Origin of the sequence: Pseudomonas sp. GM55 (genome assembly GCF_000282395.1) — a bacterium.
Lineage (GTDB): Bacteria > Pseudomonadota > Gammaproteobacteria > Pseudomonadales > Pseudomonadaceae > Aquipseudomonas > Aquipseudomonas fluorescens_CC.
On the sequence record NZ_AKJJ01000063.1, the window covers coordinates 17,077 to 43,344 of the forward strand.

At 60.2% G+C, this 26,268-nt stretch carries 23 protein-coding genes; 14 read left to right on the forward strand and 9 right to left on the reverse strand.

All coding sequences use genetic code 11. The annotated features are described in order from the left end of the window. Positions 1-8: 8 nt before the first annotated feature. From frr to rpsB, 4 genes are all read right to left on the reverse strand, one after another. The gene (gene frr / locus PMI31_RS17630) at positions 9-566 is read right to left on the reverse strand and encodes a ribosome recycling factor (protein WP_008019552.1); all 558 of its coding nucleotides are present in this window, start codon (positions 564-566) and stop codon (positions 9-11) included. Continuing rightward, complete coding sequence (gene pyrH, locus PMI31_RS17635) at positions 563-1,306, reverse strand: UMP kinase (RefSeq protein ID WP_008000043.1); 744 nt, start codon at positions 1,304-1,306, stop codon at positions 563-565. The genes frr and pyrH overlap by 4 nt, the downstream gene beginning before the upstream one ends. 210 nt (positions 1,307-1,516) lie before the next feature. After that, positions 1,517-2,380, reverse strand: coding sequence for a translation elongation factor Ts (tsf, locus tag PMI31_RS17640; protein WP_008019553.1), 864 nt, complete (start codon positions 2,378-2,380; stop codon positions 1,517-1,519). Between the two features lie 189 nt (positions 2,381-2,569). Further along, entirely contained in the window at positions 2,570-3,307 is a 738-nt protein-coding gene (gene rpsB / locus PMI31_RS17645) for a 30S ribosomal protein S2 (protein WP_008019554.1), read from the reverse strand. 371 nt (positions 3,308-3,678) lie between these two features. Here rpsB and map point away from each other — a divergent pair, with 371 nt between their 5' ends. The 3 genes from map (at position 3,679) to dapC (ending at position 8,573) form a co-directional block, all read left to right on the forward strand. Continuing rightward, on the forward strand, positions 3,679-4,461 hold the full coding sequence (gene map, locus PMI31_RS17650; protein WP_008000050.1) for a type I methionyl aminopeptidase: 783 nt from the start codon (positions 3,679-3,681) through the stop codon (positions 4,459-4,461). 41 nt (positions 4,462-4,502) lie between these two features. Beyond that, positions 4,503-7,205: a [protein-PII] uridylyltransferase gene (locus PMI31_RS17655; RefSeq protein ID WP_008019555.1), complete on the forward strand. Its 2,703-nt coding sequence runs from the start codon at positions 4,503-4,505 to the stop codon at positions 7,203-7,205. Positions 7,206-7,373: 168 nt separating this feature from the next. Then, positions 7,374-8,573 carry a succinyldiaminopimelate transaminase gene (gene dapC, locus PMI31_RS17660; RefSeq protein ID WP_008019556.1) on the forward strand — a complete coding sequence of 400 codons (1,200 nt, stop codon included), beginning with the start codon at positions 7,374-7,376 and terminating at the stop codon, positions 8,571-8,573. Between the two features lie 25 nt (positions 8,574-8,598). Here the strand turns inward: dapC and PMI31_RS17665 are convergent, their stop codons facing one another. Next, positions 8,599-10,230, reverse strand: coding sequence for a Na+/H+ antiporter (locus tag PMI31_RS17665; protein ID WP_008019557.1), 1,632 nt, complete (start codon positions 10,228-10,230; stop codon positions 8,599-8,601). Positions 10,231-10,548: 318 nt separating this feature from the next. Between PMI31_RS17665 and PMI31_RS17670 the strand changes: the two genes are divergently transcribed. The 4 genes from PMI31_RS17670 to PMI31_RS17685 all read left to right on the forward strand — a co-directional run bounded on the left by PMI31_RS17670 (position 10,549) and on the right by PMI31_RS17685 (position 13,733). After that, positions 10,549-10,911, forward strand: a complete 363-nt coding sequence (locus PMI31_RS17670; RefSeq protein WP_008019558.1) for an ArsC family reductase — start codon at positions 10,549-10,551, stop codon at positions 10,909-10,911. 32 nt (positions 10,912-10,943) lie between these two features. Beyond that, on the forward strand, positions 10,944-11,978 hold the full coding sequence (gene dapD, locus PMI31_RS17675; RefSeq protein WP_008019559.1) for a 2,3,4,5-tetrahydropyridine-2,6-dicarboxylate N-succinyltransferase: 1,035 nt from the start codon (positions 10,944-10,946) through the stop codon (positions 11,976-11,978). A 148-nt stretch (positions 11,979-12,126) separates the two neighbouring features. Continuing rightward, entirely contained in the window at positions 12,127-13,332 is a 1,206-nt protein-coding gene (locus tag PMI31_RS17680; protein WP_008019560.1) for an aminotransferase class V-fold PLP-dependent enzyme, read from the forward strand. Next, positions 13,329-13,733, forward strand: a complete 405-nt coding sequence (locus PMI31_RS17685; protein WP_008019561.1) for a SufE family protein — start codon at positions 13,329-13,331, stop codon at positions 13,731-13,733. Before PMI31_RS17680 ends, PMI31_RS17685 begins: the two co-directional genes overlap by 4 nt. 85 nt (positions 13,734-13,818) lie before the next feature. Here PMI31_RS17685 and tcdA read toward each other — a convergent pair whose 3' ends face one another. Continuing rightward, on the reverse strand, positions 13,819-14,637 hold the full coding sequence (gene tcdA, locus PMI31_RS17690; RefSeq protein ID WP_008019563.1) for a tRNA cyclic N6-threonylcarbamoyladenosine(37) synthase TcdA: 819 nt from the start codon (positions 14,635-14,637) through the stop codon (positions 13,819-13,821). A gap of 328 nt (positions 14,638-14,965) precedes the next feature. Here tcdA and PMI31_RS17695 point away from each other — a divergent pair, with 328 nt between their 5' ends. From PMI31_RS17695 to PMI31_RS17710, 4 genes are all read left to right on the forward strand, one after another. Next, complete coding sequence (locus PMI31_RS17695) at positions 14,966-17,557, forward strand: glycosyltransferase (RefSeq protein WP_008019564.1); 2,592 nt, start codon at positions 14,966-14,968, stop codon at positions 17,555-17,557. 188 nt (positions 17,558-17,745) lie between these two features. Next, positions 17,746-18,897 carry a succinyl-diaminopimelate desuccinylase gene (gene dapE, locus PMI31_RS17700; protein ID WP_008019565.1) on the forward strand — a complete coding sequence of 384 codons (1,152 nt, stop codon included), beginning with the start codon at positions 17,746-17,748 and terminating at the stop codon, positions 18,895-18,897. Beyond that, on the forward strand, positions 18,897-19,706 hold the full coding sequence (locus PMI31_RS17705) for a putative RNA methyltransferase (RefSeq protein ID WP_008019567.1): 810 nt from the start codon (positions 18,897-18,899) through the stop codon (positions 19,704-19,706). The genes dapE and PMI31_RS17705 overlap by 1 nt, the downstream gene beginning before the upstream one ends. A gap of 95 nt (positions 19,707-19,801) precedes the next feature. Further along, complete coding sequence (locus PMI31_RS17710) at positions 19,802-20,179, forward strand: hypothetical protein (RefSeq protein ID WP_008019569.1); 378 nt, start codon at positions 19,802-19,804, stop codon at positions 20,177-20,179. A gap of 110 nt (positions 20,180-20,289) precedes the next feature. Here the strand turns inward: PMI31_RS17710 and PMI31_RS17715 are convergent, their stop codons facing one another. Next, on the reverse strand, positions 20,290-20,499 hold the full coding sequence (locus PMI31_RS17715) for a cold shock domain-containing protein (protein WP_008019570.1): 210 nt from the start codon (positions 20,497-20,499) through the stop codon (positions 20,290-20,292). 235 nt (positions 20,500-20,734) lie between these two features. Here PMI31_RS17715 and plsB point away from each other — a divergent pair, with 235 nt between their 5' ends. From plsB to PMI31_RS17730, 3 genes are read left to right on the forward strand one after another with little or no spacing between them, the layout of a single operon-like run. Then, positions 20,735-23,230, forward strand: coding sequence for a glycerol-3-phosphate 1-O-acyltransferase PlsB (gene plsB, locus PMI31_RS17720; protein WP_008019571.1), 2,496 nt, complete (start codon positions 20,735-20,737; stop codon positions 23,228-23,230). Positions 23,231-23,281: 51 nt separating this feature from the next. Next, positions 23,282-23,680: a YbaY family lipoprotein gene (locus tag PMI31_RS17725; RefSeq protein ID WP_008019572.1), complete on the forward strand. Its 399-nt coding sequence runs from the start codon at positions 23,282-23,284 to the stop codon at positions 23,678-23,680. Between the two features lie 26 nt (positions 23,681-23,706). Then, on the forward strand, positions 23,707-24,396 hold the full coding sequence (locus tag PMI31_RS17730) for a DUF4197 domain-containing protein (protein ID WP_008019573.1): 690 nt from the start codon (positions 23,707-23,709) through the stop codon (positions 24,394-24,396). A gap of 45 nt (positions 24,397-24,441) precedes the next feature. On the opposite strand, the gene PMI31_RS17735 is transcribed toward PMI31_RS17730, so the two are convergent. Together PMI31_RS17735 and PMI31_RS17740 are read right to left on the reverse strand one after the other, a co-directional pair. Then, positions 24,442-25,788, reverse strand: coding sequence for a Fic family protein (locus PMI31_RS17735; RefSeq protein WP_008019574.1), 1,347 nt, complete (start codon positions 25,786-25,788; stop codon positions 24,442-24,444). A 143-nt stretch (positions 25,789-25,931) separates the two neighbouring features. Then, a complete protein-coding gene (locus PMI31_RS17740) occupies positions 25,932-26,213 on the reverse strand; it encodes a DUF6124 family protein (protein ID WP_008019576.1) in 282 nt (93 codons plus the stop codon). Positions 26,214-26,268 lie beyond the last annotated feature (55 nt).

The window sequence follows — 26,268 nt, forward strand, 5'->3', positions numbered from 1 at the left end:
CGCGACCCTTATACGGCCATCAGGTCTTTTTCTTTCTCTGCCAGCTTCGCGTCGATTTCAGCCACGAACTTCTTGGTCAGATCGTCGATCTCGCCAGTGGCGCGACGCTCTTCGTCTTCACTGATCTCTTTTTCCTTGACCAGGTCTTTCAACGAGCTGTTGGCATCGCGACGGATGTTGCGCACGGCAACACGAGCGTCTTCAGCCACGTCACGGGCCTGCTTGGTGAAACCGCGGCGGGTTTCTTCGGTCAGGGCCGGCATGCTGATCAACAGCAGCTCGCCGAGGTTGGTCGGGTTCAGGTTCAGACCTGCACTACCGATCGCCTTGTCGACAGCGCCCAGCATGTTGCGCTCGAACGCAACGACCTGCAGGGTACGGGCGTCCTTGACGGTGATGTTGGCCACTTGCTTGATCGGGGTGTCAGCGCCGTAGTAAGGCACCATCACGCCTTCCAGGATACTCGGGTGCGCCTGGCCGGTACGGATGCGGCCGAAGTTGTGCGACAGGGACTCCACAGACTTCTGCATGCGCTCTTTAGCGTCTTTCTTGATTTCGTTGATCATTGTTCGCCTTCCTCGATCAGGGTTCCTTCAGCGCCGCCATGCACGATGTTCAGCAGGGCGCCGGGCTTGTTCATGTTAAATACGCGTAGCGGCATCTTGTGGTCGCGGCACAGGCAAATGGCCGTCAGATCCATCACACCCAGCTTGCGATCCAGCACTTCATCGTAAGTCAGATGATCGAACTTCTCGGCATGCGGGTCTTTGAATGGGTCAGCGGTATAGACGCCATCGACCTTGGTCGCCTTGAGCACGACATCGGCATCGATTTCGATTGCACGCAGGCAGGCAGCCGAATCCGTCGTAAAGAACGGGTTGCCGGTACCGGCCGCAAAAATCACCACGTCCTTGGAGTTCAAGTGGCGCATGGCCTTGCGGCGATCATAGTGATCGGTCACGCCAACCATGGAAATAGCGGACATCACGATGGCCGAGATGTTGGCACGCTCAAGAGCGTCGCGCATGGCCAGGGCGTTCATCACAGTGGCCAGCATGCCCATGTGGTCGCCCGTGACCCGGTCCATGCCAGCCTTGCTCAGCGCTTCACCGCGGAACAGGTTGCCACCACCGATAACCAGACCGACCTGAACACCGATGCCGACCAGTTGGCCAACTTCCAATGCCATGCGATCCAGAACTTTCGGGTCGATCCCGAACTCCTCCGAGCCCATCAGGGCCTCGCCGCTAAGCTTGAGTAGAATGCGTTTATAGCGAGCCTGATAACCACTGCCCTGCTGAGCCATTGCGAATCTCTCCTGCGGCGTATTTTAAAAATTCTTTGCGAGCTGTTTACAGCTGGCTGTTCAATCTAGCTTGGCGCTGCTTCAGCGCCATCGGAACATGGCTTTGTAAGCCAGTTCCAAAAGGAAACCAATTAAAAATTGGTGCCCCATCTGAAAAGAGGCTGCGCGCGTGAGCGGGCAGCCTCTTCTGGGCGACAGTTAAAAACCGTCTTATTGCTTGGCGGCAGCCAGCTGGGCAGCAACTTCTTCGGCGAAGTTGTCCACTGGCTTCTCGATGCCTTCGCCGACTTTGAAGTAGGTGAAGGAAACGATTTCAGCGCCGGCTTTCTTGGCCAGGGCACCAACGGTGAGTTCCGGGTTCATCACGAAAGCTTGCTCAACCAGGCTGGCTTCAGCCAGGAACTTGGTGATACGGCCGGCAATCATCTTCTCGACGATTTCAGCAGGCTTGCCTTTCATCTTGTCTTCGTTCAGCTGCAGGAATACAGCCTTCTCGCGCTCGATGGCTTCGGCAGAAACCTGCGATGGCAGCAGGAACTCAGGGTTGCTTGCAGCCACGTGCATGGCGATCTCTTTGGCCAGCTGAACATCACCGCCCTTGAGAACAACAGCAACACCGATCTTGTTACCGTGCAGGTAGGTGCCGACAACGTCACCCTCTACGCGTACCAGACGACGAATGTTGACGTTCTCGCCAACCTTGGCCACCAGGGCTTCACGAGCCGATTCCTGAGCAGCGATCAGCGGGGCTGCGTCGGTCAGTTTTTCGGCGAAGGCTTTTTCTACGCTGGCAGCAACGAAGTTCTTGAAGTCGTCTTGCAGGGCCAGGAAGTCGGTCTGCGAGTTGACTTCCAGCAGTACGGCGGACTTGTCGTCGGCCTTGATGGCGATAGCGCCTTCAGCGGCAACGTTGCCAGCTTTCTTGGCAGCCTTGATGGCGCCCGAAGCACGCATGTCATCAATGGCTTTCTCGATGTCGCCGCCAGCCTTGGTCAAGGCCTTTTTGCAATCCATCATGCCTTCGCCGGTACGCTCGCGCAGTTCTTTGACCAACGCTGCAGTAATCTCTGCCATTTCAAAATCCTCTTGGATAGGTTTTCAACCATTCCACCCGATCGAACGGGCGATCAATTCTTCCCGAACCACCCTTGTTAGCTGCCGCACGTTACAGATAGAGCAGTGGGCGCCGACAAATGGTTTTCGAGGTGGCAAAAAGGGGGCCAAGCCCCCTTTTTGCTTACTGAGTCAACGCCAAGGCGTCAATTACTCAGCGGCTGCTACCGGAGCTTCGTCAACGAATACTTCGGTGCCGCCGGCAACGTTGTTGCGACCGCGGATTACAGCGTCAGCCATCGAACCCATGTACAGCTGGATAGCGCGGATTGCGTCATCGTTGCCTGGGATGATGTAGTCAACGCCTTCCGGGCTGCTGTTGGTATCGACTACGCCGATAACCGGGATGCCCAGCTTGTTGGCTTCGGTGATCGCGATGCGCTCGTGATCAACGTCGATAACGAACAGAGCGTCTGGCAGACCGCCCATGTCCTTGATACCACCCAGGGAACGATCCAGCTTTTCCAGGTCACGAGTGCGCATCAGCGCTTCTTTCTTGGTCAGCTTGGCGAAAGTACCGTCTTCGGCTTGAACTTCAAGGTCACGCAGACGCTTGATGGAAGCACGGATGGTTTTGAAGTTGGTCAGCATGCCGCCCAACCAGCGGTGATCGACGTACGGCGAACCGCAACGTGCTGCTTCTTCAGCAACGATCTTGCCAGCGGAACGCTTGGTGCCGACGAACAGAATCTTGTTTTTGCCCTGGGCCAGACGCTCTACGAAAGTCAGAGCTTCGTTGAACATTGGCAGGGTTTTTTCAAGGTTGATGATGTGGATCTTGTTACGCGCGCCGAAAATGTACTTGCCCATTTTCGGGTTCCAGTAACGGGTCTGGTGACCGAAGTGCACACCGGCCTTCAGCATATCGCGCATGTTGACTTGGGACATGATAGTTCCTTAATAAGTCGGGTTTGGCCTCCACGTATCCCAATGACCAACCAGCAGCATCAGCTGAAGGCACCCAGGTCATCGTGTCGACACGTGTGTGGATTTAGGCTTTTCGGGACATCCCCGGAAAGCGGCGCATTTTATACCACAAGGCAGGGCAAAACGGAACCCGGATTCTGAAATCCTGGCGGGCACTTTGCTCTACCCCTTGGAATCCGCCAAGAATGCACCATTCTATAAAGAGAAGCGATGCACACAGGCGCAGATTTGCGCTGATCGTCTGGTAGAATCGCATTTTTCAGGGCTGCGAAGATCGATCGCGCAACGCCCTTTTCGTTTGGAAAGCGCCATCGAGCGCAGAGAGAGCCTGTATGACCGTCACCCTCAAAACCCCCGAGGATATCGCCAAAATGCGTATCGCCGGCAAACTGGCCGCCGATGTGCTGGAAATGATTGCCGAATATGTCAAGCCGGGCGTTACCACCGATCAACTGAACCAGATCTGCCACGACTATATCGTCAATGAGCAGAAAGCCATCCCTGCCCCGCTCAACTACAAGGGCTATCCAAAGTCGATCTGCACGTCGATCAACCATGTGGTCTGCCACGGCATCCCGAACGACAAGCCACTGAAAGATGGCGACACCCTGAACATCGACGTCACCGTCATCAAGGACGGCTACCACGGCGACACCAGCCGCATGTTCCATGTCGGCAACGTGCCGGTCTGGGCCGAGCGCCTGTCCCAGGTGACCCAGGAATGCATGTACAAGGCGATTGAAATCGTCAAGCCTGGCTGCCGCCTGGGCGACATCGGCGAAATCATCCAGAAGCACGCTGAAAAGAACGGTTTCTCGGTGGTTCGCGAATTCTGCGGTCACGGGATCGGCAAGGTGTTCCACGAAGAGCCGCAGATCCTGCACTACGGCCGCGCTGGCACCGGCATGGAACTCAAGGCCGGCATGACCTTCACCATCGAGCCGATGATCAACCAGGGCAAGGCCGACACCAAGGTACTGGGCGACGGCTGGACCGCGATCACCAAGGACCGCAAGCTCTCGGCACAGTGGGAACACACCCTGCTGGTGACCGAAACCGGTTACGAGATCTTCACCCTGCGCAGCGATGACACCATCCCTCGCGTTTCGGCCTGATCCCGTTACCGTACATCGCCTATAGAAAGGAAAGCCAATCGATGCCGCAGGTGGATCCCGAACTCTTCGACCGCGGCCAGTTCCAGGCGGAGCTGGCCCTGAAGGCAAGCCCGATCGCGGCCTTCAAGAAGGCGATCCGTCAGGCCCGCGAGGTGCTCGACGAGCGTTTTCGCAGCGGACGGGACATTCGCCGGCTGATCGAGGATCGCGCCTGGTTTGTCGATAACATCCTGCAAAAGGCCTGGAACCAGTTCAGCTGGAGCGAGGACGCCGACATTGCACTGGTCGCGGTCGGTGGCTACGGCCGCGGCGAATTGCACCCTTATTCCGATATCGACTTGCTGATCCTGCTGGATAGCGCCGACCACGAAGTTTTCCGCGATTCCATAGAGCGTTTTCTGACGCTGTTGTGGGACATCGGCCTGGAGGTCGGCCAGAGCGTTCGCTCGATCGACGAGTGCGCCGTCGAGGCCCGCGCCGACCTGACGGTCGTCACCAACCTGATGGAAAGCCGCACCATCGCCGGCCCCGAGCATTTGCGCCAGCGCATGCTGGAGGTCACCAGCACCGCGCACATGTGGCCGAGCAAAGACTTCTTCCTGGCCAAGCGTGCCGAACAAAAGGCCCGCCACCACAAGTACAACGACACCGAATACAACCTGGAACCCAACGTCAAAGGCTCACCCGGCGGCTTGCGGGATATCCAGACGATTCTCTGGGTGGCCCGTCGCGAGTACGGCACCCTGAACCTGCGGGCGCTGGCTGGCGAAGGATTCCTGGTCGAGAGTGAAAACGCCCTGCTCGCCTCTTCCCAGGAGTTCCTGTGGAAGGTTCGCTATGCCCTGCACATGCTCGCCGGTCGTGCCGAAGACCGCCTGCTGTTCGATCACCAGCGCACCATTGCCGGGCTGCTGGGCTTCAAGGGCGACGACGCCAAGCAAGCCGTCGAAAACTTCATGCAGCAGTATTACCGGGTGGTGATGAGCATTGCCCAGCTCAGCGACCTGATCATCCAGCACTTCGAGGAAGTCATCCTCGCACCGGAAGACGAGGCGCCGCCACAACCGATCAACTCGCGCTTCCAGTTGCATGACGGCTACATCGAAGCACGCAACAACAATGTCTTCCGCCGCACGCCGTTCGCCATGCTCGAAATCTTCGTGCTGATGGCCCAGCAGCCGGAAATCAAGGGCGTGCGCGCCGACACCATTCGTCTGTTGCGGGAAAACCGTCACCTGATCGACGACGACTTCCGCAACGATATTCGCAACACCAGCCTGTTCATCGAGCTGTTCAAGTGCAAGATCGGCATCCACCGCAACCTGCGGCGAATGAACCGTTACGGCATCCTTGGGCGTTACCTGCCCGAATTCGGCTTTATCGTCGGGCAGATGCAACATGACCTGTTCCACATCTATACGGTCGATGCCCACACCCTGAACCTGATCAAGCACCTGCGTAAGTTGCAGTACACCAAGGTGTCGGAAAAATTCCCGCTGGCCAGCAAGCTCATGGGCAAGCTGCCCAAGCCCGAGCTGATTTACATGGCCGGCCTGTACCACGACATCGGCAAAGGCCGGCATGGCGATCACTCGGACATCGGTGCCGTGGATGCCGAGGCCTTTTGCCAGCGTCATCAACTGCCCACGTGGGACAGCCGCCTGATCGTGTGGCTGGTGCAAAACCATCTTGTGATGTCGACAACCGCCCAGCGCAAGGACCTGTCCGACCCGCAGGTGATCCACGATTTCGCACAGATCGTCGGCGACGAAACCCGTCTCGACTACCTGTATGTGCTGACCGTCGCCGACATCAATGCCACCAACCCGACGCTGTGGAACTCCTGGCGTGCCAGCCTGTTGCGCCAGCTCTACACCGAGACCAAGCGCGCCCTGCGTCGTGGCCTGGAGAACCCGGTGGATCGCGAAGAGCAGATCCGCCAGACCCAGAGCGCCGCCCTGGATATCCTGGTGCGCGGCGGCACCGACCCGGACGATGTCGAGCAACTGTGGGCGCAGTTGGGTGACGACTATTTCCTGCGTCACACCGCCGGCGATGTGGCCTGGCACAGCGACGCGATCCTCCAGCAACCGGCCGACGGCGGGCCACTGGTACTGATCAAGGAAACCACCCAGCGCGAGTTCGAAGGCGGTACACAGATCTTCATCTACGCCCCCGACCAGCATGACTTCTTTGCCGTGACCGTGGCGGCGATGGACCAGCTCAACCTGAACATTCACGACGCCCGGGTCATCACCTCCACCAGCCAGTTCACCCTCGACACCTATATCGTGCTCGACACCGACGGCGACTCGATTGGCGATAACCCGGCACGGATCAAGCAAATCCGCGACGGCCTGACCGAAGCCCTGCGCAACCCGGACGACTACCCGACCATCATCCAGCGCCGGGTGCCGCGTCAGCTCAAGCATTTCGCCTTTGCGCCACAGGTGACGATCCACAACGACGCCCAGCGCCAGGTGACGGTGCTGGAACTCACGGCACCTGACCGCCCGGGCTTGCTGGCGCGCATTGGCACGATTTTCCTGGAGTTCGACCTGTCGCTGCAGAACGCCAAGATCGCCACCCTCGGCGAGCGCGTGGAAGACGTATTCTTCATCACCGACGCCAACAATCACCCGTTGTCCGACCCACTGCTGTGCAGCCGCCTGCAGGATGCGATCGTCGAACAACTGAGCGTCAACCAGGAACCGGACATCAAACTGTCGCGCATCAGCATCTGACTTAACAAATTTGCCCCTGTGGAGCCCGCCCCTGCAGGAGCTGGCTTGCCAGCGATGGACCAAAGAGCACCGCGTTTACCCCGTAAAAACGCGTCATCGTTAACGACCATCGCTGGCAAGCCAGCTCCTACAGGGTTTGTCAGCCCCCACACCGATCGAGATCTACAGATGAACAACGCTCTGACCCAGCTGCAGCCCTACCCGTTCGAGAAACTCCGCGCCCTGCTCGGCAGTGTCACGCCGAACCCGGACAAACGCCCGATCGCCTTGTCCATCGGCGAGCCGAAACACCGCTCGCCAAGCTTCGTCGCCGAAGCCCTGGCCAGCAACCTGGATCAGATGGCGGTGTACCCGACCACCCTCGGCATTCCGGCTCTGCGTGAAGCCATCGCGGCATGGTGCGAGCGTCGCTTCGACGTCCCCAAAGGCTGGATCGACCCGGCACGCAATGTGCTGCCGGTCAACGGCACCCGCGAAGCGCTGTTCGCCTTCACCCAGACCGTGGTCAACCGTGGCGATGACGCACTGGTGGTCAGCCCGAACCCGTTCTACCAGATCTACGAAGGCGCGGCGTTCCTCGCCGGCGCCAAGCCGCATTACCTGCCGTGCCTGGACGAAAACGGATTCAACCCGGATTTCGACGCCGTGTCGCCGGACATCTGGAAACGCTGCCAGATCCTGTTCCTGTGCTCGCCAGGCAACCCGACCGGTGCATTGATTCCGGTGGAAACCCTGAAAAAGCTGATCGCACTGACCGACGAGTACGACTTCGTGATCGCCGCCGATGAGTGCTACAGCGAACTCTACTTCGACGAACAAACCCCGCCACCTGGCCTGCTCAGCGCTTGCATGGAATTGGGCCGCAAGGACTTCAAGCGCTGCGTGGTGTTCCACAGCCTGTCCAAGCGTTCGAACCTGCCAGGCCTGCGTTCGGGTTTTGTCGCCGGTGACGCCGACATCCTCAAGGGCTTCCTGCTCTATCGCACTTACCACGGCTGCGCGATGCCGGTTCAGACGCAGCTGGCCAGTGTTGCCGCATGGAATGACGAAGTGCATGTACGGGCCAACCGTGCGCTGTATCGCGAGAAGTTCGATGCAGTACTGGACATCCTCAGCCCGGTGCTGGACGTGCAGCGCCCGGATGGCAGTTTCTACCTGTGGCCGAATGTGGCGGGTGACGACGCAGCGTTCTGCCGCGATCTGTTCGAACAGGAGCACGTGACCGTGGTGCCGGGCTCTTACCTGTCGCGGGATGTCGATGGCGTCAATCCAGGGGCGGGCCGCGTGCGCATGGCACTGGTTGCGCCATTGGCGGAGTGCGTTGAAGCCGCCGAGCGGATTCGCGATTTCATCCAGCGCCGCAAATAACCCCCCCATCCGGTGACGGCCAGGTTTACTTCACCTGGCCCAGCTTGGCCTCGCTCAAATCAAGCTCACCCAGCACTTCACGCAATACATCATCACCAATCTGGTGCTGACGACTGAGGCTGTACAACTCCAGGCGTTGCGCCCGCAGCGCCTTCACACGCAAACGCCGCTCCAGCAAGTCCATCTGAAAGGCCAGGGCCTGAGCTTCAGCGGAGTCGTTGAACACCTCCAACTGATGTCGGTACTCCGACATGATCCGCGCCTTGAGTTCGGCAGCCAGCGCGGATTGGGCGGCGTCCTGCGGGTTGACCTCTTCTGCCTCAAGCGCATGAATGGCCGCTTCGGCGGTCTTGCGCCAGGCGTCACGCACTTCATTACGCCGCTTGTCGTCCGGACTGGCTTCGATGCCACGCAACAACAGTGGCAGAGCGATGCAGGCCGCAATCAACGACAGCAGAATCACCCCGGCAGCAATAAAGATCAGCAAGTCCCGCTCGGGAAATGCGCTGTCCCCCATGAGCATCGGCACTGACATCACACCCGCCAGCGTCACGGCCCCGCGCACGCCGCCGACGGTCAGCAACCAACAGGATCGCGCCGTCGGTACCCGAGTCACTTCACCCTTGCCGCGCAGGCGGCGCAGCAACACCGACAGTCGCCAAATGCTCTGCACCCAGACGAAGCGCAAGGCCAGCAGCACCAGGAATATCGCCAGCACGTCCAGCCCGCGATACAGCAACGTCGGCCATAGCGAGGTTTCGTGACTGGCGACAGCCTTGATGATGTCCGGCAACTGCAGGCCCAACAGCAGGAAAATCAAGCCGTTGAAAGCGAACTCGAGCAATGACCAGACGCTGCGATTGAGCAAGCGGGTGTTGGTCTGCCGCGGCAGAAGATCGAGCCAGCTCTGCATCATCCCTGCCGCCACCGCCGACAGAATGCCCGACACTTCCATGCGCTCGGCCAGCACGTAGGCCGCAAACGGCAGCAGCAACATGAACACCACGTGCGTCGCCGGATCATCCCAGCCGCGCGCGATCATCCACGCCCGCAGACGGCCGACCAGCCAGCTCAAGGCCACCCCGACGGCCAGGCCACCGACGGCGACCAGCATGAATGTCAGGCTGGCATTGGCCAGCGAGAACACGCCGGTCACCGCTGCCACCAGCGCAAACTTGAACGTCACCAGGCCCGAGGCATCGTTCATCAGCGCCTCGCCCTGCAAGATGTGCATCAAGGGTGTGGGCAGTCTATTGCGGGAAATGGCCGACACCGCCACCGCATCTGTCGGCGACAGCACGGCCGCCAGGGCAAACGCCACCGGCAACGGCACACCGGGCAGCAGCCAGTGGATGAAATACCCGGCGCCGACCACGGTAAACAGCACCAGCCCCACCGCCAGGGTCAGGATCGGTCCGCGCAGACGCCAGAGTTCGCGCTTGGGCATGCGCCAGCCGTCGGAGAACAACAGCGGCGGGAGGAACAGAAACAGGAACAGTTCGGGATCAAGGGCCACATGCAACCCGAGCGTTGGCCAGGCAAGCAAGGCCCCTGCAGCGATTTGCACCAGTGGCAACGGCAACGGAATCACCCGTCCGATCAGGCGCGAAACGCCGACCAGCATCAACAGGATCAGGACGGTGTAAGCGGTTTGCATAAAGCGCGGTTCCCAGACAATCGACAGCATTGAAGTGCCATATTAGCCGCCTAGACTGTCTGCTGACCCTTGCACCAATGTCGCACCCGGAAACGCCGCACCCTCTGTAGGAGCGAGCCTGCTCGCGATGAACGCAAGGACGTCGCGGGCTATCTGGTGCCCCGCGTTATCGTTGACGACCATCGCGAGCGAGCTCGCTCCTACAAAGGTTTAATGGCATGACACAAATACAAACCCGACCACAGCCGCCGCGAAACCGTCCGGTCATGGCATAATCCTTCACCTTTTAATTCCAGAACCTGCAAAGGGGGCAATTCCTTGACCGTTTCAAGCAAAACGTTGCACCTTTTCGGCATCAAAGCCTGCGACACCATGAAAAAGGCGCGCACCTGGCTCGATGAACACGCTGTCAGTTATGACTTTCATGATTACAAAGCAGTCGGTATCGACCGTGAACACCTGACCCAATGGTGCAACGAGCACGGCTGGGATGTGGTGTTGAACCGTGCAGGCACGACCTTTCGCAAGCTCGACGACGAACGCAAAGCCGATCTCGACCAGACGAAAGCCATCGAACTGATGCTCGCACAACCCTCGATGATCAAGCGCCCGGTGCTTGATCTCGGTGACCGAACCCTGATTGGCTTCAAGCCAGATATCTACGCGGCCGCGCTCAACTAAGCAGCCCGTTTCAATTTGCTAGAGGTATCAACATGTCTACTACCCTGTTCAGCCTGGCCTTTGGTGTCGGCACTCAAAACCGTCAAGGCGCATGGCTGGAAGTGTTCTATGCCCAGCCGCTGCTCAATCCGTCCGCCGAACTGGTCGCTGCCATTGCGCCGATCCTCGGTTACAGCGAAGGCAACCAGGCCATCACCTTCACCACCGCGCAGGCCGCGCAACTGGCTGAAGCCGTGAAAGGCATCGACGCGGTACAAGGCAAGCTGCTGACCCGCCTGGCCGAAAGCCACAAGCCGCTGGTTGCCACCTTGCTGGCTGAAGACGCCCAGCTGTCGTCCACCCCGGAGGCCTACCTCAAGCTGCACCTGCTGAGCCATCGCCTGGTCAAGCCACACGGCCTGAACCTGGCCGGGATCTTCCCGCTGCTGCCGAACGTGGCCTGGACCAGCCAGGGCGCGGTCGACCTGAGCGAGCTGGCCGAACTGCAACTCGAAGCCCGCCTGCGCGGCGAGCTGCTGGAAGTGTTCTCGGTGGACAAGTTCCCGAAAATGACCGACTACGTGGTTCCGGCCGGCGTGCGTATCGCTGACGCCGCACGTCTGCGCCTTGGCGCTTACGTGGGCGAAGGCACCACCGTGATGCACGAAGGTTTCATCAACTTCAACGCCGGCACCGAAGGCCCGGGCATGATCGAAGGCCGCGTATCCGCTGGCGTATTCGTCGGCAAGGGCTCGGACCTGGGCGGCGGCTGCTCGACCATGGGCACCCTGTCGGGCGGCGGCAATATCGTGATCAAGGTCGGCGAAGGCTGCCTGATCGGCGCCAACGCCGGTATCGGTATCCCGTTGGGCGACCGCAACACCGTCGAGTCGGGCCTGTACGTGACCGCTGGCACCAAAGTGGCGCTGCTGGACGAGAACAATCAGCTGGTCAAAGTGGTCAAGGCCCGTGAACTGGCCGGCCAGCCGGACCTGCTGTTCCGTCGCAATTCGGAGACCGGTGCCGTGGAATGCAAAACCCACAAATCGGCCATCGAACTGAACGAAGCGCTGCACGCTCACAACTAAGCCACACGACCACCCGCACCTGTGTAGGAGCGAGCTTGCTCGCGAAGGACGATTAGGCGACACGTGCTGTCTGGTGCAACGCGTTATCGTTGACGTCCATCGCGAGCAAGCTCGCTCCTACAAGGGGGCAGGCGTACAGGCGAACAACATGATGATTCTCTCTCCCTGGCGCGCCGATTTTCCGGCCATCGCCGCCCTGCAACGGCAAGGCCAGACCTATCTGGACAACGCCGCCACCACGCAAAAACCTCAAGCCCTGCTGGATGCCCTGGCGCATTACTACGCCAACGGCGCGGCCAACGTGCATCGGGCGCAACACTTGCCCGGCGCTCACGCCACCCAGGCGTTCGAGGACAGCCGCCGCAAAGTCGCGCAATGGCTCAATACGGGCGATTGCGGTCAGATCATCTTTACCCATGGCGCGACATCCGCGCTGAATCTCCTGGCTTACGGCCTGGAACATCTTTTCAATCCGGGCGACGAGATTGTCATCAGCGCCCTGGAGCATCACGCCAACCTGTTGCCGTGGCAGCAACTGGCGCACCGCCGCGACCTGAAACTGGTGATTCTGCCGCTGGATGCCGACGGCGTGATCGACCTTGAAGCCGCAGCCAGCCTGATTGGCTCGCGCACACGGCTGTTGGCGGTCAGTCAACTGTCCAACGTGATTGGCGCATGGCAGCCTCTGCCGCAATTGCTGGCGCTGGCCAAGGCGCACAACGCACTGACCGTGATCGACGGCGCCCAGGGCGTGGTCCATGGCCGCCACGACGTGCAGGCGCTGGGCTGCGATTTTTATGTGTTCTCCAGCCACAAGCTCTACGGCCCCGATGGCCTGGGCGTGCTGTTCGGGCGCAATACAGCGCTGCAACAGCTGCGTCCCTGGCAGTTCGGCGGCGAAATGGTGCTCGATGCCAATTATCACGACGCACGCTTTCGCCCGGCACCGTTGGGTTTCGAGGCCGGGACACCGCCGATTGCCAGTGTGATCGGCCTCGGAGCGACCCTGGATTACCTCGCCGGACTCGATCAGGACGCCGTGTCCGCCCATGAAGCGGCGCTGCATGCCTGTCTGCTCAAGGGCCTTGAGGCGCGTAATGGCATTCGCCTGCTGGCCAGGCCGCAAGTGGCACTGGCCAGTTTTACCGTCGAGGGTGTGCATAACTCCGATCTCGCGCATTTGCTCACCGAACAAGGGATCGCGGTGCGCGCCGGTCATCACTGTGCCATGCCGCTGCTCAAACACTTCGAACTGACTGGGGCGATTCGGGTGTCGTTGGCGCTGTACAACGATTCCGAAGATTTGGAGCGGTTCTTTGAAGCCCTGGATCAGGCGCTGGAGTTGCTGCGATGAGCTTGCCTGCCGATGCCGTGACGGCACTGGACACCTTTCAGAAAGCTGCCGGCTGGGAACAACGCGCACGCCTGTTGATGCAATGGGGCGAGCGTCTGCCAGCGTTGAGTGATACGCAGATGTGCGACGCCAACCGCGTGCACGGCTGTGAAAGCCAGGTGTGGCTGGTGGGCGAACTGCGCGACGGTCATTGGCAGTTCAGCGCCAACAGCGATGCACGCCTGATTCGCGGGCTGGTGGCGTTGCTGCTGGCGCGGGTCAACGGGTTATCGGCGGCTGAGTTGCGGCAGGTGAATTTGGCGGACTGGTTCAATCAGCTGGGGTTGGGACGGCAGTTGTCCGAGTCTCGCAGTAACGGCTTGAATGCCGTATTACAGCGCATGCGCGAGTTAACTCTGTAGGAGCCGACTTGCTGGCGATCCAGACACCGCGGTGTGTCAGGGATGCCGCCTTCGCTGGCAAGCCAGCTCCTACAGGGACTGTGTTTCAGGCCTCAGGCTTGACCCGATCCGCCGGCCGCCGCACGCCCGCCACGATCTTGTCCACCGCCTTGGTCGCCGCGACCATGCCGAAGGTCGCCGTCACCATCATCACTGCGCCAAACCCGCCCGCGCAGTCGAGCTTCACGCCATCGCCGACAAAACTCTTCTGCAGGCAAATGCTGCCATCCGGTTTCGGGTAGCGCAGTTGCTCGGTGGAAAACACACACGGCACGCTGTAGTGGCGGGTCACGGTACGGGAGAAACCGTAGTCGCGGCGCAAGGTAGAGCGCACTTTCGACGCCAGCGGGTCGTTGAACGTGCGATTCAGGTCGCAGACCTGGATCAACGTCGGGTCGATCTGCCCGCCCGCGCCGCCGGTGGTGATGATCTGGATCTTGCGCCGCTTGCACCAGGCGATCAGCGCAGCCTTGGCGTTGACGCTGTCGATGCAGTCGATCACGCAGTCGATGTTCGGCGTGATGTACTCGGCCATGGTGTCGCGGGTAACGAAGTCAGGCACCGCGTGCACCGTGCAGTCCGGGTTGATCCCGCGCAGACGCTCGGCCATCACCTCGACCTTGGGCTTGCCCACCGTGCTGTCCAGCGCATGCAGCTGGCGGTTGGCGTTGCTGACGCAAACGTCGTCCAGGTCGAACAGCGAAATCTCGCCCACGCCACAGCGGGCCATGGCTTCCGCCGCCCAGGAACCGACACCACCGACGCCGACGATCGCCACATGGGCAGCACGCAGGCGCTCAAGGCCCTCAATGCCATACAAACGGGCGATGCCTGCAAACCGCGGATCTTCTGTACTCATGACCATTACCCCAAAAACCGGCGCGCATTATAAAGGGTGTCCTGCCTCACAAACACTGTTCCTTTTTGACGGCGTCTGTTGCCCTCATGCTGCGTTGCCTGACGACAACAGCCACTCGTCAAAAAAGAAACGTGTCTGCGAGGCAGGACACCTACGCAGCAACAAGATTTAAGTTTCAAGCGACAAGTGCAAGAACTTATGTGAAAGCCAATTGCCCAACGTCAGGCATTTCCCTGTCTGCTGTACGGTCAGGGAAGGCCCGGTGTAGGATGCGCGCCCCTTGGCGGTAGCCAACCGTTCCTTCGTTCCACAGCCTTTGGAACCAGAAATAACCATGTCATCGCGTAAATTTGGACTCAACCTGGTCGTGGTGCTCGCCATCGCTGCCTTGTTTACCGGCTTCTGGGCGCTGATCAATCGCCCGGTCACAGCCCCCAACTGGCCGGAGCAGATCTCCGGTTTCTCCTACTCACCGTTCCAGCAAGGACAATTCCCACAGAAGGAACAGTATCCGACCGACGATGAGATGCGTCGCGACCTGGAAATCATGAGCAAGCTGACGGACAACATCCGCATCTACTCGGTCGATGGCACCCTGCAAGACATCCCGAAACTGGCGGAAGAGTTCGGCTTGCGGGTGACCCTGGGGATCTGGATCAGCCCGGACCAGGAACGCAACGAACGGGAAATTACCCGCGCCATTGAAATTGCCAACTCCTCACGCAGCGTGGTTCGTGTGGTGGTCGGCAACGAAGCGATCTTCCGCAAGGAAATTACCGCCCAGGAACTCAGCGTCATGCTCGATCGCGTGCGTGCCGCCGTGAAGGTTCCGGTGACCACGTCCGAGCAGTGGCACGTCTGGGAAGAACACCCGGAACTGGCCAAACACGTCGACCTTATCGCCGCGCACATCCTGCCTTACTGGGAATTCATCCCGATGGACAAGGCCGGGCAGTTCGTCCTCGACCGCGCCCGCGACCTGAAAAAGATGTTCCCGAAAAAGCCGCTGCTGCTGTCCGAAGTGGGCTGGCCGAGCAACGGCCGCATGCGCGGTGGCGCCGATGCCTCACCGGCGGACCAGGCGATCTACCTGCGAACCCTGGTCAACAAGCTCAACCGCCAGGGCTTCAACTACTTCGTGATCGAAGCGTTTGACCAACCGTGGAAAGCCAGTGACGAAGGTTCCGTCGGCGCCTACTGGGGCGTGTTCAACGCCGCACGCCAGCAGAAGTTCAACTTCGAAGGCCCGGTAGTGGCGATTCCGCAGTGGCGCGTACTGGCCATTGGTTCGGTGGTCTTGGCGCTGTTGTCGCTGACCCTGCTGATGATCGACGGCTCGGCCCTGCGCCAGCGTGGCCGTACCTTCCTGACCTTCATTGCGTTCCTGTGCGGTTCGGTGCTGGTGTGGATCGGTTACGACTACAGCCAGCAATACAGCACCTGGTTCAGCCTGACGGTGGGCTTTTTGCTCGCCCTCGGTGCGCTCGGGGTGTTTATCGTGCTGCTGACCGAAGCCCACGAACTGGCTGAAGCCGTGTGGGTACACAAGCGTCGTCGCGAATTCCTGCCGGTGGTGGGCGATTCCGGCTACCGCCCAAAAGTGTCGATTCACGTACCCTGCTACAACGAGCCGCCGGAGATGGTCAAACAGACCCTCAACGCCCTGGCCAACCTCGACTATCCGGACTTCGAAGTCCTGATCATCGACAACAACACCAAGGACCCGGCGGTCTGGGAACCGGTGCGTGACTACTGCGCAACCCTCGGCCCGCGTTTCAAGTTCTTCCACGTGGCACCCCTGGCCGGCTTCAAGGGCGGCGCGCTGAACTACCTGATACCGCACACTGCCAAGGATGCCGAAGTCATTGCCGTGATCGACTCGGACTACTGCGTCGACCGAAACTGGCTCAAGCACATGGTGCCGCACTTCGCCGACCCGAAAATCGCCGTGGTGCAGTCGCCGCAGGATTACCGCGACCAGAACGAAAGCACCTTCAAGAAGCTCTGCTACGCGGAATACAAAGGCTTCTTCCATATCGGCATGGTCACCCGCAACGACCGCGACGCGATCATCCAGCACGGCACCATGACCATGACCCGCCGCTCGGTGCTCGAGGAGCTGGGTTGGGCCGACTGGTGCATCTGTGAAGACGCCGAACTGGGCCTGCGGGTATTCGAGAAAGGCCTGTCGGCGGCGTATTACCACTCCAGCTACGGCAAGGGCCTGATGCCCGATACCTTCATCGACTTCAAGAAACAGCGTTTCCGCTGGGCCTACGGAGCGATTCAGATCATCAAGCGTCATACCGCCAGCCTGCTGCGCGGCAAGGACACCGAGCTGACCCGTGGCCAGCGTTATCACTTCCTCGCGGGCTGGTTGCCGTGGGTGGCGGACGGCATGAACATCTTCTTCACCGTCGGCGCCCTGTTGTGGTCGGCGGCCATGATCATCGTGCCGCACCGGGTCGATCCACCGCTGCTGATTTTCGCGATCCCGCCGTTGGCGCTGTTTGTGTTCAAGGTCGCCAAGATCATCTTCCTCTACCGTCGTGCGGTCGGGGTCAACCTGAAGGATGCCTTCTGCGCGGCACTGGCCGGTCTGGCGTTGTCCCATACCATCGCCAAAGCGGTGTTGTACGGTTTCTTCACCAGCAGCATTCCGTTCTTCCGCACCCCGAAAAACGCCGATAACCACGGCTTCTGGGTAGCGATTTCGGAAGCCCGGGAAGAGATGTTCATCATGCTGCTGTTGTGGGGCGCGGCGCTGGGGATCTTCCTGGTGCAGGGCCTGCCGAGCAACGACATGCGCTTCTGGATCACCATGCTGCTGGTGCAGTCGCTGCCGTACGTCGCGGCGCTGATCATGGCGTTCCTGTCATCGCTGCCGAAACCGGCCGCCGAGCCTGAAACGGCACCTGTCGTCTAAATCTCTGCGGATGCACTAAACGGCGGCCAATGGCCGTCGTTTTGCTTTAAGATAACCGCCATTTTGCGCGCGCCATCCCAACACTGTAGGAGCTGGCTTGCCAGCGATCAAAACCACGCGGTTCGCCTGATGCACCGCTATCGCCGGCAAGCCGGCTCCTACGAAATGCCTTGCACCGGAGTTCTCCCATGACGGCCCACGCCGACCTTTCGCCGACCCTCCAACTCGCCATCGACCTGATCCGCCGTCCGTCCGTGACGCCGATCGACGCCGATTGCCAGAAGCAGATGATGCAACGCTTGGGCGATGCCGGTTTCACTCTGGAACCGATGCGCATCGAAGATGTGGATAACTTCTGGGCCACCCACGGCCAGGACGACGGTCCGGTGCTGTGCTTCGCCGGCCACACCGACGTGGTCCCGACCGGTCCGGTGGCAGCCTGGCAGATCGAACCGTTCAACGCGCTGATCGACGAACACGGCATGCTCTGTGGCCGTGGCGCCGCCGACATGAAAGGCAGCCTCGCCGCCATGACTGTCGCGTCCGAGCGCTTTGTCGCCGACTACCCGAATCACAAGGGCAAAGTCGCGTTCCTGATCACCAGCGACGAAGAAGGCCCGGCGCATCACGGCACCAAGGCGGTGGTCGAACGCCTCGCCGCGCGCAAGGAACGTCTGGACTGGTGCATCGTCGGCGAACCGTCGAGCACCACCCTGGTGGGTGACGTGGTCAAGAACGGCCGTCGTGGCTCCCTCGGCGCCAAGCTGACCGTGCGCGGTGTGCAAGGCCACGTGGCCTACCCGCACCTGGCGAAGAACCCGATCCACCTCGCTGCCCCGGCCCTGGCCGAACTGGCTGCCGAGCACTGGGACCACGGTAACGATTTCTTCCCGCCGACCAGTTTCCAGATCTCCAACGTCAACTCCGGCACCGGTGCGACCAACGTGATCCCGGGTGACTTGGTGGCGGTGTTCAACTTCCGCTTTTCCACCGAGTCCACCGTCGAAGGCCTGCAAAAGCGCGTCGCCGACATCCTCGACAAGCATGGCCTGGACTGGCACGTCGACTGGGCCCTGTCCGGCCTGCCGTTCCTCACCGAACCGGGTGCGCTGCTGGACGCCGTATCGTCGAGCATCAAGGACATCACCGGTCGTGAAACCAAGGCGTCCACCAGCGGTGGCACCTCCGACGGCCGCTTCATCGCGACCATGGGCACCCAGGTGGTTGAGCTGGGCCCGGTCAACGCGACCATCCACCAGGTCAACGAGCGCGTGCTGGCAGCGGATCTCGACGTACTGACCGAGATCTATTACCAGACCCTGATCAAGTTGCTCGCCTGATGCTGGCGTGCCCGATCTGCAGTGAACCGCTGAATGCGGTCGACAACGGCGTGGTCTGCCCCGCCGGGCATCGTTTCGACCGTGCGCGCCAGGGTTACTTGAACCTGTTGCCGGTGCAGCACAAGAACAGCCGCGATCCTGGGGATAACCAGGCGATGGTCGAAGCCCGCCGCGACTTCCTGAATGCCGGGCACTATGCCCCGGTGGCCAGGCGTCTGGCGGAACTGGCGGCCAGTTACGCACCACAGCGCTGGCTGGACATCGGGTGCGGCGAGGGTTACTACACCGCACAAATCGCCGAGGCGCTGCCTGATGCCGAAGGTTATGCCCTGGACATCTCCCGTGAAGCGGTCAAGCGCGCCTGCAAACGCAACCCGAAGCTCACCTGGTTGATCGCCAGCATGGCGCGGGTGCCGTTGGCTTCCGGCAGTTGCCAATTCCTGGCGAGCGTCTTCAGCCCGCTGGATTGGGAAGAGGCCAAACGCCTGCTCAGCGTCGGCGGCGGCCTGATGAAAGTCGGGCCGACCAGCGGCCACCTGATGGAACTGCGTGAGCGGTTGTACGACGAAGTCCGTGAATACACCGACGACAAGCATCTGGCCCTGGTGCCAGAAGGCATGGCGCTTGAACACAGCGAAACCCTGGAATACAAACTGACGCTGGCAAGCGGTCAGGACCGGGCGAATCTGCTGGCCATGACGCCTCACGGCTGGCGCGCCAGTGCCGAACGCCGTGCGGCCGTTATCGAGCAGGCCGAGCCGTTCGAGGTCACCGTGTCGATGCGCTACGATTATTTCGTTCTGCAGTAGCCACTAGAGACCAACTTTAATTTTTGGTCTTGGGCAACGGCTCAAGACCGGCTAAATCCGCGAATGGATTTTTCAGACCCGCAGCGAGGACATCCATGCGCCAGCCCGATATCGAGATTTACCTGAAAGACGCCGACGTCGACCACAAAGCCATTTCCACCTGGCTCGGTGCGGCATTGGGTCCGTGCACGGATTGGGTCCAGAAGGGCCAGACCTACAAGTGCAAGGCTGGCAACGTGCCCGTGACCTGGCTGCCAAAAGCGGTCGGCAAGTGGAACAGCCTGTACCTGGAAAGCGACCAGACCCCATGGGACGACGACATCGCCTGCGCCCGCGCAGCCTTTGCCGCGCTCAACGTCGAAGTGCGTTGCGCACCGGGTAGCTGGGTCGAGGAGGAAGGTGAGGAAACAGCAGACCGCTGGATTCGCATCAGCGCCGATGGTGAAGAAGAAATTACCTGGAAGACTGCCTGACATTGTTGGATGTAACGTGAACCTGTAGGAGCCGGCTTGCTGGCGATCCATGCACCTCGGTGCATCAGGATTGCCGCCTTCGCTGGCAAGCCAGCTCCTACAGGACCGTATTACAGACCTACAACATCCTCAGCCTGCAAGCCCTTCTGCCCTTGCACCACCGCGTACTCGACCTGCTGGCCTTCGGTCAGCGAGCGGTGGCCTTCGCCACGAATCGCGCGGTAGTGCACGAACACGTCCACCCCGTCTTCGCGCTGGATGAAGCCGTAGCCCTTGGCGTCGTTGAACCACTTCACGTTGCCGGTTTCGCGTGTTGCCATTTGTTCATACTCCCTTTTTATTATTGATCGGGCTTTTCGCAGGAAAGCCTCGGGAACGTCAGCCTGCGCATACCGGTCCCATGAGGGCAACGGCGACAGTGCGCCGAGTATATGTCAGACATTTAATCTCTCAATAGCACTTTGATTGCCGCTTTTTTGCCGATTTTCAGCGAATCCGGCACACTATCGGCCTCCCGAGCAAACGCTTGGTTTTATCCACTCACGCAGAAGCCGTATGACCCGTTCCCCGTTCCGCCGTCTTGTGTTTGGCACCCTGCGCCGACTGTTGTACCTCTGGGTTCGCTCGGAGACGATCAACCAGTCGTCGTTCACCCTTAACCTCGACCGCAGTCGTCCGGTGTTCTACGTCCTGCAAAACCCTTCGCTGACCGACCTCGCCGTGGTCGATACCGAGTGCAGCAAGGCCGGACTGCCACGTCCGGTGCTGCCGGTTTCGGTGGGCAACCTGCTGGAACCTGCCGCGTTCTTCTACCTGACGCCGGACCCGGACTGGCTCGGCCGCCAGGACAAGCGCGGCGCGCCGCCGACGTTGACCCGCCTGGTCAGAGCCCTGAGCCAGAACGCCGCTGAAGATGCGCAGATCATTCCGGTCAGCGTGTTCTGGGGCCAGTCGCCGGACAGCGAAAACAGCCCATGGAAACTGCTGTTCGCCGATAGCTGGGCGGTGACCGGGCGCCTGCGTCGCCTGCTCAGCATCATCGTGCTGGGACGCAAGACCCGCGTGCAGTTCTCCGCGCCGATCCACCTGCGCGAGCTGATCGAACACGACAAGGGCCACGAGCGCACCGTGCGCATGGCCCAACGCATCCTGCGGGTGCATTTCCGCAACCTGAAGGCTGCGGTGATCGGCCCGGACATTTCCCACCGGCGCAACCTGGTCAAGGGCCTGGTCAACCAACCGCTGGTCAAGCAAGCGATCCTCGACGAAGCCGAGCGCGAAAACATTTCCGCGGAAAAAGCCAAGGCCCAGGCCCTGCGCTACGGCAACGAGATCGCCTCGGACTACACCTACACCGCGATCCGCTTCATGGAAGTTGTGCTGAGCTGGTTCTGGAACAAGATCTACGACGGCATCAAGGTCAACAACATCGAAGGCGTACAGAAGGTCGCACCGGGTTACGAAGTGATCTACGTACCCTGCCACCGCAGCCACATCGACTACCTGCTGCTGTCCTATCTGCTGTTCCGCAATGGCCTGACCCCGCCGCACATCGCCGCCGGGATCAACCTCAACATGCCGGGGATCGGCGGCCTGCTGCGTCGCGGCGGCGCGTTCTTCATGCGCCGTACCTTCAAGGGCAACCCGCTGTACACCTCGGTGTTCAACGAATACCTGCACACCCTGTTCACCAAAGGCTTCCCGGTGGAGTACTTCGTCGAAGGCGGCCGTTCGCGCACCGGGCGCATGCTGCAACCGAAGACCGGGATGCTGGCGATCACCCTGCGCAGCTACCTGCGTTCGTCGCGCATGCCCATCGTCTTCGTGCCGGTGTACATCGGCTACGAGCGCGTGCTGGAAGGCCGCACCTACCTCGGCGAACTGCGCGGCGCGAGCAAGAAGAAAGAATCGATCTTCGACATCTTCAAAGTCATCGGCGCGCTCAAGCAGCGTTTTGGCCAGGTGGCGGTGAACTTCGGCGAGCCGATCAAACTGGCGGAATTCCTCGACAGCGAACAACCTGACTGGCGCAAACAGGAACTCGGCCCGCAGTTCAGACCCGCCTGGCTCAACGAAACCACCAACCGTCTCGGCGAGAAAGTTGCACAGCATCTGAACGAGGCTGCAGCGATCAACCCCGTCAACCTGGTGGCGTTGGCGTTGTTGTCCACCAGCCGTCTGGCCCTGGACGATCGCGCCATGGCACGGGTCCTCGACTTGTATCTGGCGCTGTTGCGCAAGGTGCCGTATTCGCCGCACACCACCCTGCCGGAAGGTGATGGCCGAGCATTGATCGAGCACGTGAAGGACATGCACCTGCTGTCCGAGCAGAGTGACGCCCTTGGCAAGATCCTGTATCTGGACGAGCAGAACGCCGTCCTGATGACCTACTACCGCAACAACGTGCTGCACATCTTCGCGCTGCCGGCGTTGCTGGCGAGCTTCTTCCAGAGCGCCTCGCGCATGAGCCGCGAACAGATCCTGCGCTACACCCGCGCGTTGTATCCGTACCTGCAAGCAGAGCTGTTCATCCGCTGGACGCTGGACGAACTGGATGCCGTGATCGACCAGTGGCTGGAAGCGTTCGTCGAGCAAGGCCTGCTGCGTTTCGAGAACGCTGTGTACCTGCGTCCGGCACCAAGCTCACGGCATTTCGTGCTGCTGACGCTGCTGTCGAAAAGCATCGCCCAGACCCTGCAGCGCTTCTACATGACCGTGTCCCTGCTGCTCAACAGCGGCCAGAACAGCATCAGCGCCGAAGAACTGGAAGATCTGTGCACGGTCATGGCCCAGCGCCTGTCGATCCTGCATGGCCTGAACGCTCCGGAATTCTTCGACAAAAGCCTGTTCCGCCACTTCATCCAGACCATGCTCGATCTCGAAGTGCTCAAGCGTGACGAGGCTGGCAAACTGGGCTATCACGAACTGCTCGGCGAACTGGCCGAAGGCGCGGCCAAGCGGGTGTTGCCGGCGGAGATTCGTCTGTCGATCCGGCAGGTGGCGTTGCATCGTAGTGAGGATGCAGCCGACCAACCCATTCAAACCGTCTAGATTGATCAGGGCACCAGTCGGTTCTGGTGCCCCAGACATGGAGATAGTCCGATGAAAAAACTGTCCCTGATCGCAGCCGCCGCGCTACTGGCAGCCTGCCAGCACCCGACACCGGCGCCCAAGGCCACCCTCAATGGTGAAGTCTTCTACCTGCAACGCATCGCACTGCCACCAACGGCGGTCCTCAGTGTCAGCCTGCAAGACATCTCACTCGCCGATGCCCCGGCGAAGGTCATCGACGAACAACGCGGCCCGGTCAAAGGCCAGGTGCCCCTGCCGTTTCACCTCAGCTACGACCCGTTGCAGGTCGAGCCCAACCATCGTTACTCGGTGAACGCACGCATTGAAGTCGATGGCAAACTGCTGTTCATCACCACAGAGAATCACGCCGTGCGTCTGGACGGCACCGATCCACAGCCATTGAAGGTTCGCGTCGACGCGGCCCGTTAAGTGTCTTTTTGAAAAAGGAAGTTGCCATGTTCCGCCCTACCCTTCGCTTTGCCGGCCTGTGCGCAGGCCTGATGATTTCCGCGAGCGCACTCGCACTGTCCCTCAGCGACCTGTCGCAGAAAGACGCCACCGGCGGGCTCAAGGACGCGCTGACCCAAGGCGCGCAACTGGCCGTCAAACAACTTGGTACCCCGGGTGGCTTCAGCAACAACCCGGACGTGAAAATCGAACTGCCGGGCAAACTGGGTAAAGTCGCGAGCAAGATGAAACAGTTCGGCATGGGTGACCAGGTCGATGAGCTGGAAGCCAGCATGAACAAAGCGGCGGAAACCGCCGTCACCCAGGCCCAGCCGATCCTCGTCGATGCCGTGAAGAAAATGACCGTGGAAGACGCCAAGGGCATCCTCAGCGGCGGCAATGACTCGGCCACCCAATACCTGAACAAGACCAGCCGCGAACAGATCCGCGCCAAGTTCCTGCCCATCGTCAAGCAAGCCACCGACAAGGTTGGCCTGGCCCAGCAGTACAACTCGTTCGCCGGGCAAGCGGCGACCATGGGCGTAGTGGATGCGAAAAACGCCAACGTCGAAAACTACGTCACCGAGCAAGCGCTGAATGGCTTGTTCGAGATGATCGGCAAACAGGAAGAAACCATCCGCCAGAACCCGGCGGCGGCGGCGACCAGTTTGGCGAAGAAGGTGTTTGGTACGCTCTGAGTCGCAATACAAAACCTGTGGGAGCAGGCTTGCTCCCACAAAGGTTCAGGCTGCTGATACGGGCCTTAGAAAGAACACCCACTCCCGCCCCATCCTGCGTTTCTCGAACAACTTCAACGCGACCAGCCCATTTAGCGTGGCTGACGCTGTGTTGTAGGAACAACCCAGATTCGCCTTCACGTTGACCGCCGTGAACTCCTTGGCCATTCCGCTCCTGGCCACTTGAAACAACGCCCGCTGTTTCTCGGTGAGCTGGTCGAGAAAACCACTTTCACGCAACCAGCAATCAAATTGCTGCACATCGTCCAGACTTTTCCGATACGCCTCGGTAAAACTGCCCACAGCCCGCAACACCACCGAACACTGGAAATCGATGAAGTACGTCAGATCCAGGTCATCCGCCTCAGTATTCAGATACGACCGCCCGTATTTCAAAGGCGCATTGCGCAACAAAACACTGATGGCGATGTAGCGAAACGCCGAGAAGTCATTTTTGAACATGAACCAGTAAAACAACGCGCGCGCGACCCGACCGTTGCCGTCGCGAAAAGGATGCTCGTAACCCAAGACAAAATGCAGCGCGATGGCTTTGATCAATGGATGAAGGTAGTTCGCTTGATGAGGGTTGTTGTGGGGTTGGTTGATCCACTTGGCCAGCAACTGCAAACGGGACACGAGCCCTGTTGCAGGCGGTGGCGAATGCACGGTGTTGCCCTCGCCATCCTGGACTACGACGTCATCGTTGATCCTGAAGACTCCAGGCGAATACTGCGAATCGTCGATACCCTCAACGCCAACTCGATGCATGGCTGCAATCAGCTCAACGCTCAGTGGCTCGTAACGCTGCTCCCAGGCGAAGTTCATCATCTTGAAGTTACCGATGACCATTCGCTCATCCGGCGTGCGCGGCGAGCGATGGCGCTTGAGCATGTCCTTGGCCACCCGCGTCGTGGTGGCCGCACCTTCAAGCTGGCTGCTGCTGATGGCCTCGTCTTCGATCAGATCATTGAGCAAAAAGCTGAAATGAGCGCGCTCGCCAATCTGGCCAGTCATGTATTCCAGCACTGCGGTTGTCGCCTGACGATCCACGACGGAAATGGCTTTTTGCGCCTGCGGCGTCAGCATGAATTTCAGCCAGCTTGCCGGCTCGCCCAATGGCAAAAGGCTCGAATACTGTGCAGTCCGCGCTTTCTTGACCAAGGCCCAGCACAGGTTCGAATCCAGCCCGGGTGCCCAGCGGTAGCGCAATGAATCGAACGGCAGGTAACGCCCCTGATCGTCCAGGGGCTTGAGCAAGGCGAGGTATTGCGAAAGGCGTTCCTTGTGGGGTGATCGCAACAGCCGATCAAACACCGGATCGGACCGCCCCCTCAACGTAGGTGGATTTTTCATGGCGCTGTCCCAAACATGCTTAAAACCGGGCTCTGAGTACAACACCTGTGTTTTTCAGCCTCAATATCAGACGGGTCCGAGATCAATGTAGGAACAATGAAGGCCTGCTGGTTGGTAAAGGTTCAGCGGGCTTCTGCCTTTGGCTATTGCTGCGGATCCAGCTGATCCAGGACGCGATTCACTGATAACTGCGCCAGGACAATCATCTGCTGAATACCGAGTGCCAGATTGCAGGTCGGGCCGGTCAGGATGGACGGCAATTCAGTTGCCATTACATTCGCTGAGGCGAGAGTTTCATAGGCATGGACCAGCAGGGTTTCGGAATCGACGCCTGGGCGGATGGTGAAAATTGGGCAGGGGTGACTTGAAGTGCCGATAGGTTCTGCGGTTTCTGAACCCGGGGGGTTTGGGCTGGGTTTGATCATTGTGAAGCTCCTAACGAAAGTTGGAGCAGCCAGCATCACTTGCAGATGATGGGTG

Bases quoted from the DNA above. Each gene is read 5' to 3' on its own strand.
- frr (WP_008019552.1), bottom strand. From the start codon at position 566: ATGATCAACGAAATCAAGAAAGACGCTAAAGAGCGCATGCAGAAGTCT.
- pyrH (WP_008000043.1), bottom strand. From the start codon at position 1,306: ATGGCTCAGCAGGGCAGTGGTTATCAGGCTCGCTATAAACGCATTCTA.
- tsf (WP_008019553.1), bottom strand. From the start codon at position 2,380: ATGGCAGAGATTACTGCAGCGTTGGTCAAAGAACTGCGCGAGCGTACC.
- rpsB (WP_008019554.1), bottom strand. From the start codon at position 3,307: ATGTCCCAAGTCAACATGCGCGATATGCTGAAGGCCGGTGTGCACTTC.
- map (WP_008000050.1), top strand. From the start codon at position 3,679: ATGACCGTCACCCTCAAAACCCCCGAGGATATCGCCAAAATGCGTATC.
- PMI31_RS17655 (WP_008019555.1), top strand. From the start codon at position 4,503: ATGCCGCAGGTGGATCCCGAACTCTTCGACCGCGGCCAGTTCCAGGCG.
- dapC (WP_008019556.1), top strand. From the start codon at position 7,374: ATGAACAACGCTCTGACCCAGCTGCAGCCCTACCCGTTCGAGAAACTC.
- PMI31_RS17665 (WP_008019557.1), bottom strand. From the start codon at position 10,230: ATGCAAACCGCTTACACCGTCCTGATCCTGTTGATGCTGGTCGGCGTT.
- dapD (WP_008019559.1), top strand. From the start codon at position 10,944: ATGTCTACTACCCTGTTCAGCCTGGCCTTTGGTGTCGGCACTCAAAAC.
- PMI31_RS17680 (WP_008019560.1), top strand. From the start codon at position 12,127: ATGATGATTCTCTCTCCCTGGCGCGCCGATTTTCCGGCCATCGCCGCC.
- PMI31_RS17685 (WP_008019561.1), top strand. From the start codon at position 13,329: ATGAGCTTGCCTGCCGATGCCGTGACGGCACTGGACACCTTTCAGAAA.
- tcdA (WP_008019563.1), bottom strand. From the start codon at position 14,637: ATGGTCATGAGTACAGAAGATCCGCGGTTTGCAGGCATCGCCCGTTTG.
- PMI31_RS17695 (WP_008019564.1), top strand. From the start codon at position 14,966: ATGTCATCGCGTAAATTTGGACTCAACCTGGTCGTGGTGCTCGCCATC.
- dapE (WP_008019565.1), top strand. From the start codon at position 17,746: ATGACGGCCCACGCCGACCTTTCGCCGACCCTCCAACTCGCCATCGAC.
- PMI31_RS17705 (WP_008019567.1), top strand. From the start codon at position 18,897: ATGCTGGCGTGCCCGATCTGCAGTGAACCGCTGAATGCGGTCGACAAC.
- PMI31_RS17710 (WP_008019569.1), top strand. From the start codon at position 19,802: ATGCGCCAGCCCGATATCGAGATTTACCTGAAAGACGCCGACGTCGAC.
- PMI31_RS17715 (WP_008019570.1), bottom strand. From the start codon at position 20,499: ATGGCAACACGCGAAACCGGCAACGTGAAGTGGTTCAACGACGCCAAG.
- plsB (WP_008019571.1), top strand. From the start codon at position 20,735: ATGACCCGTTCCCCGTTCCGCCGTCTTGTGTTTGGCACCCTGCGCCGA.
- PMI31_RS17725 (WP_008019572.1), top strand. From the start codon at position 23,282: ATGAAAAAACTGTCCCTGATCGCAGCCGCCGCGCTACTGGCAGCCTGC.
- PMI31_RS17730 (WP_008019573.1), top strand. From the start codon at position 23,707: ATGTTCCGCCCTACCCTTCGCTTTGCCGGCCTGTGCGCAGGCCTGATG.
- PMI31_RS17735 (WP_008019574.1), bottom strand. From the start codon at position 25,788: ATGAAAAATCCACCTACGTTGAGGGGGCGGTCCGATCCGGTGTTTGAT.
- PMI31_RS17740 (WP_008019576.1), bottom strand. From the start codon at position 26,213: ATGATCAAACCCAGCCCAAACCCCCCGGGTTCAGAAACCGCAGAACCT.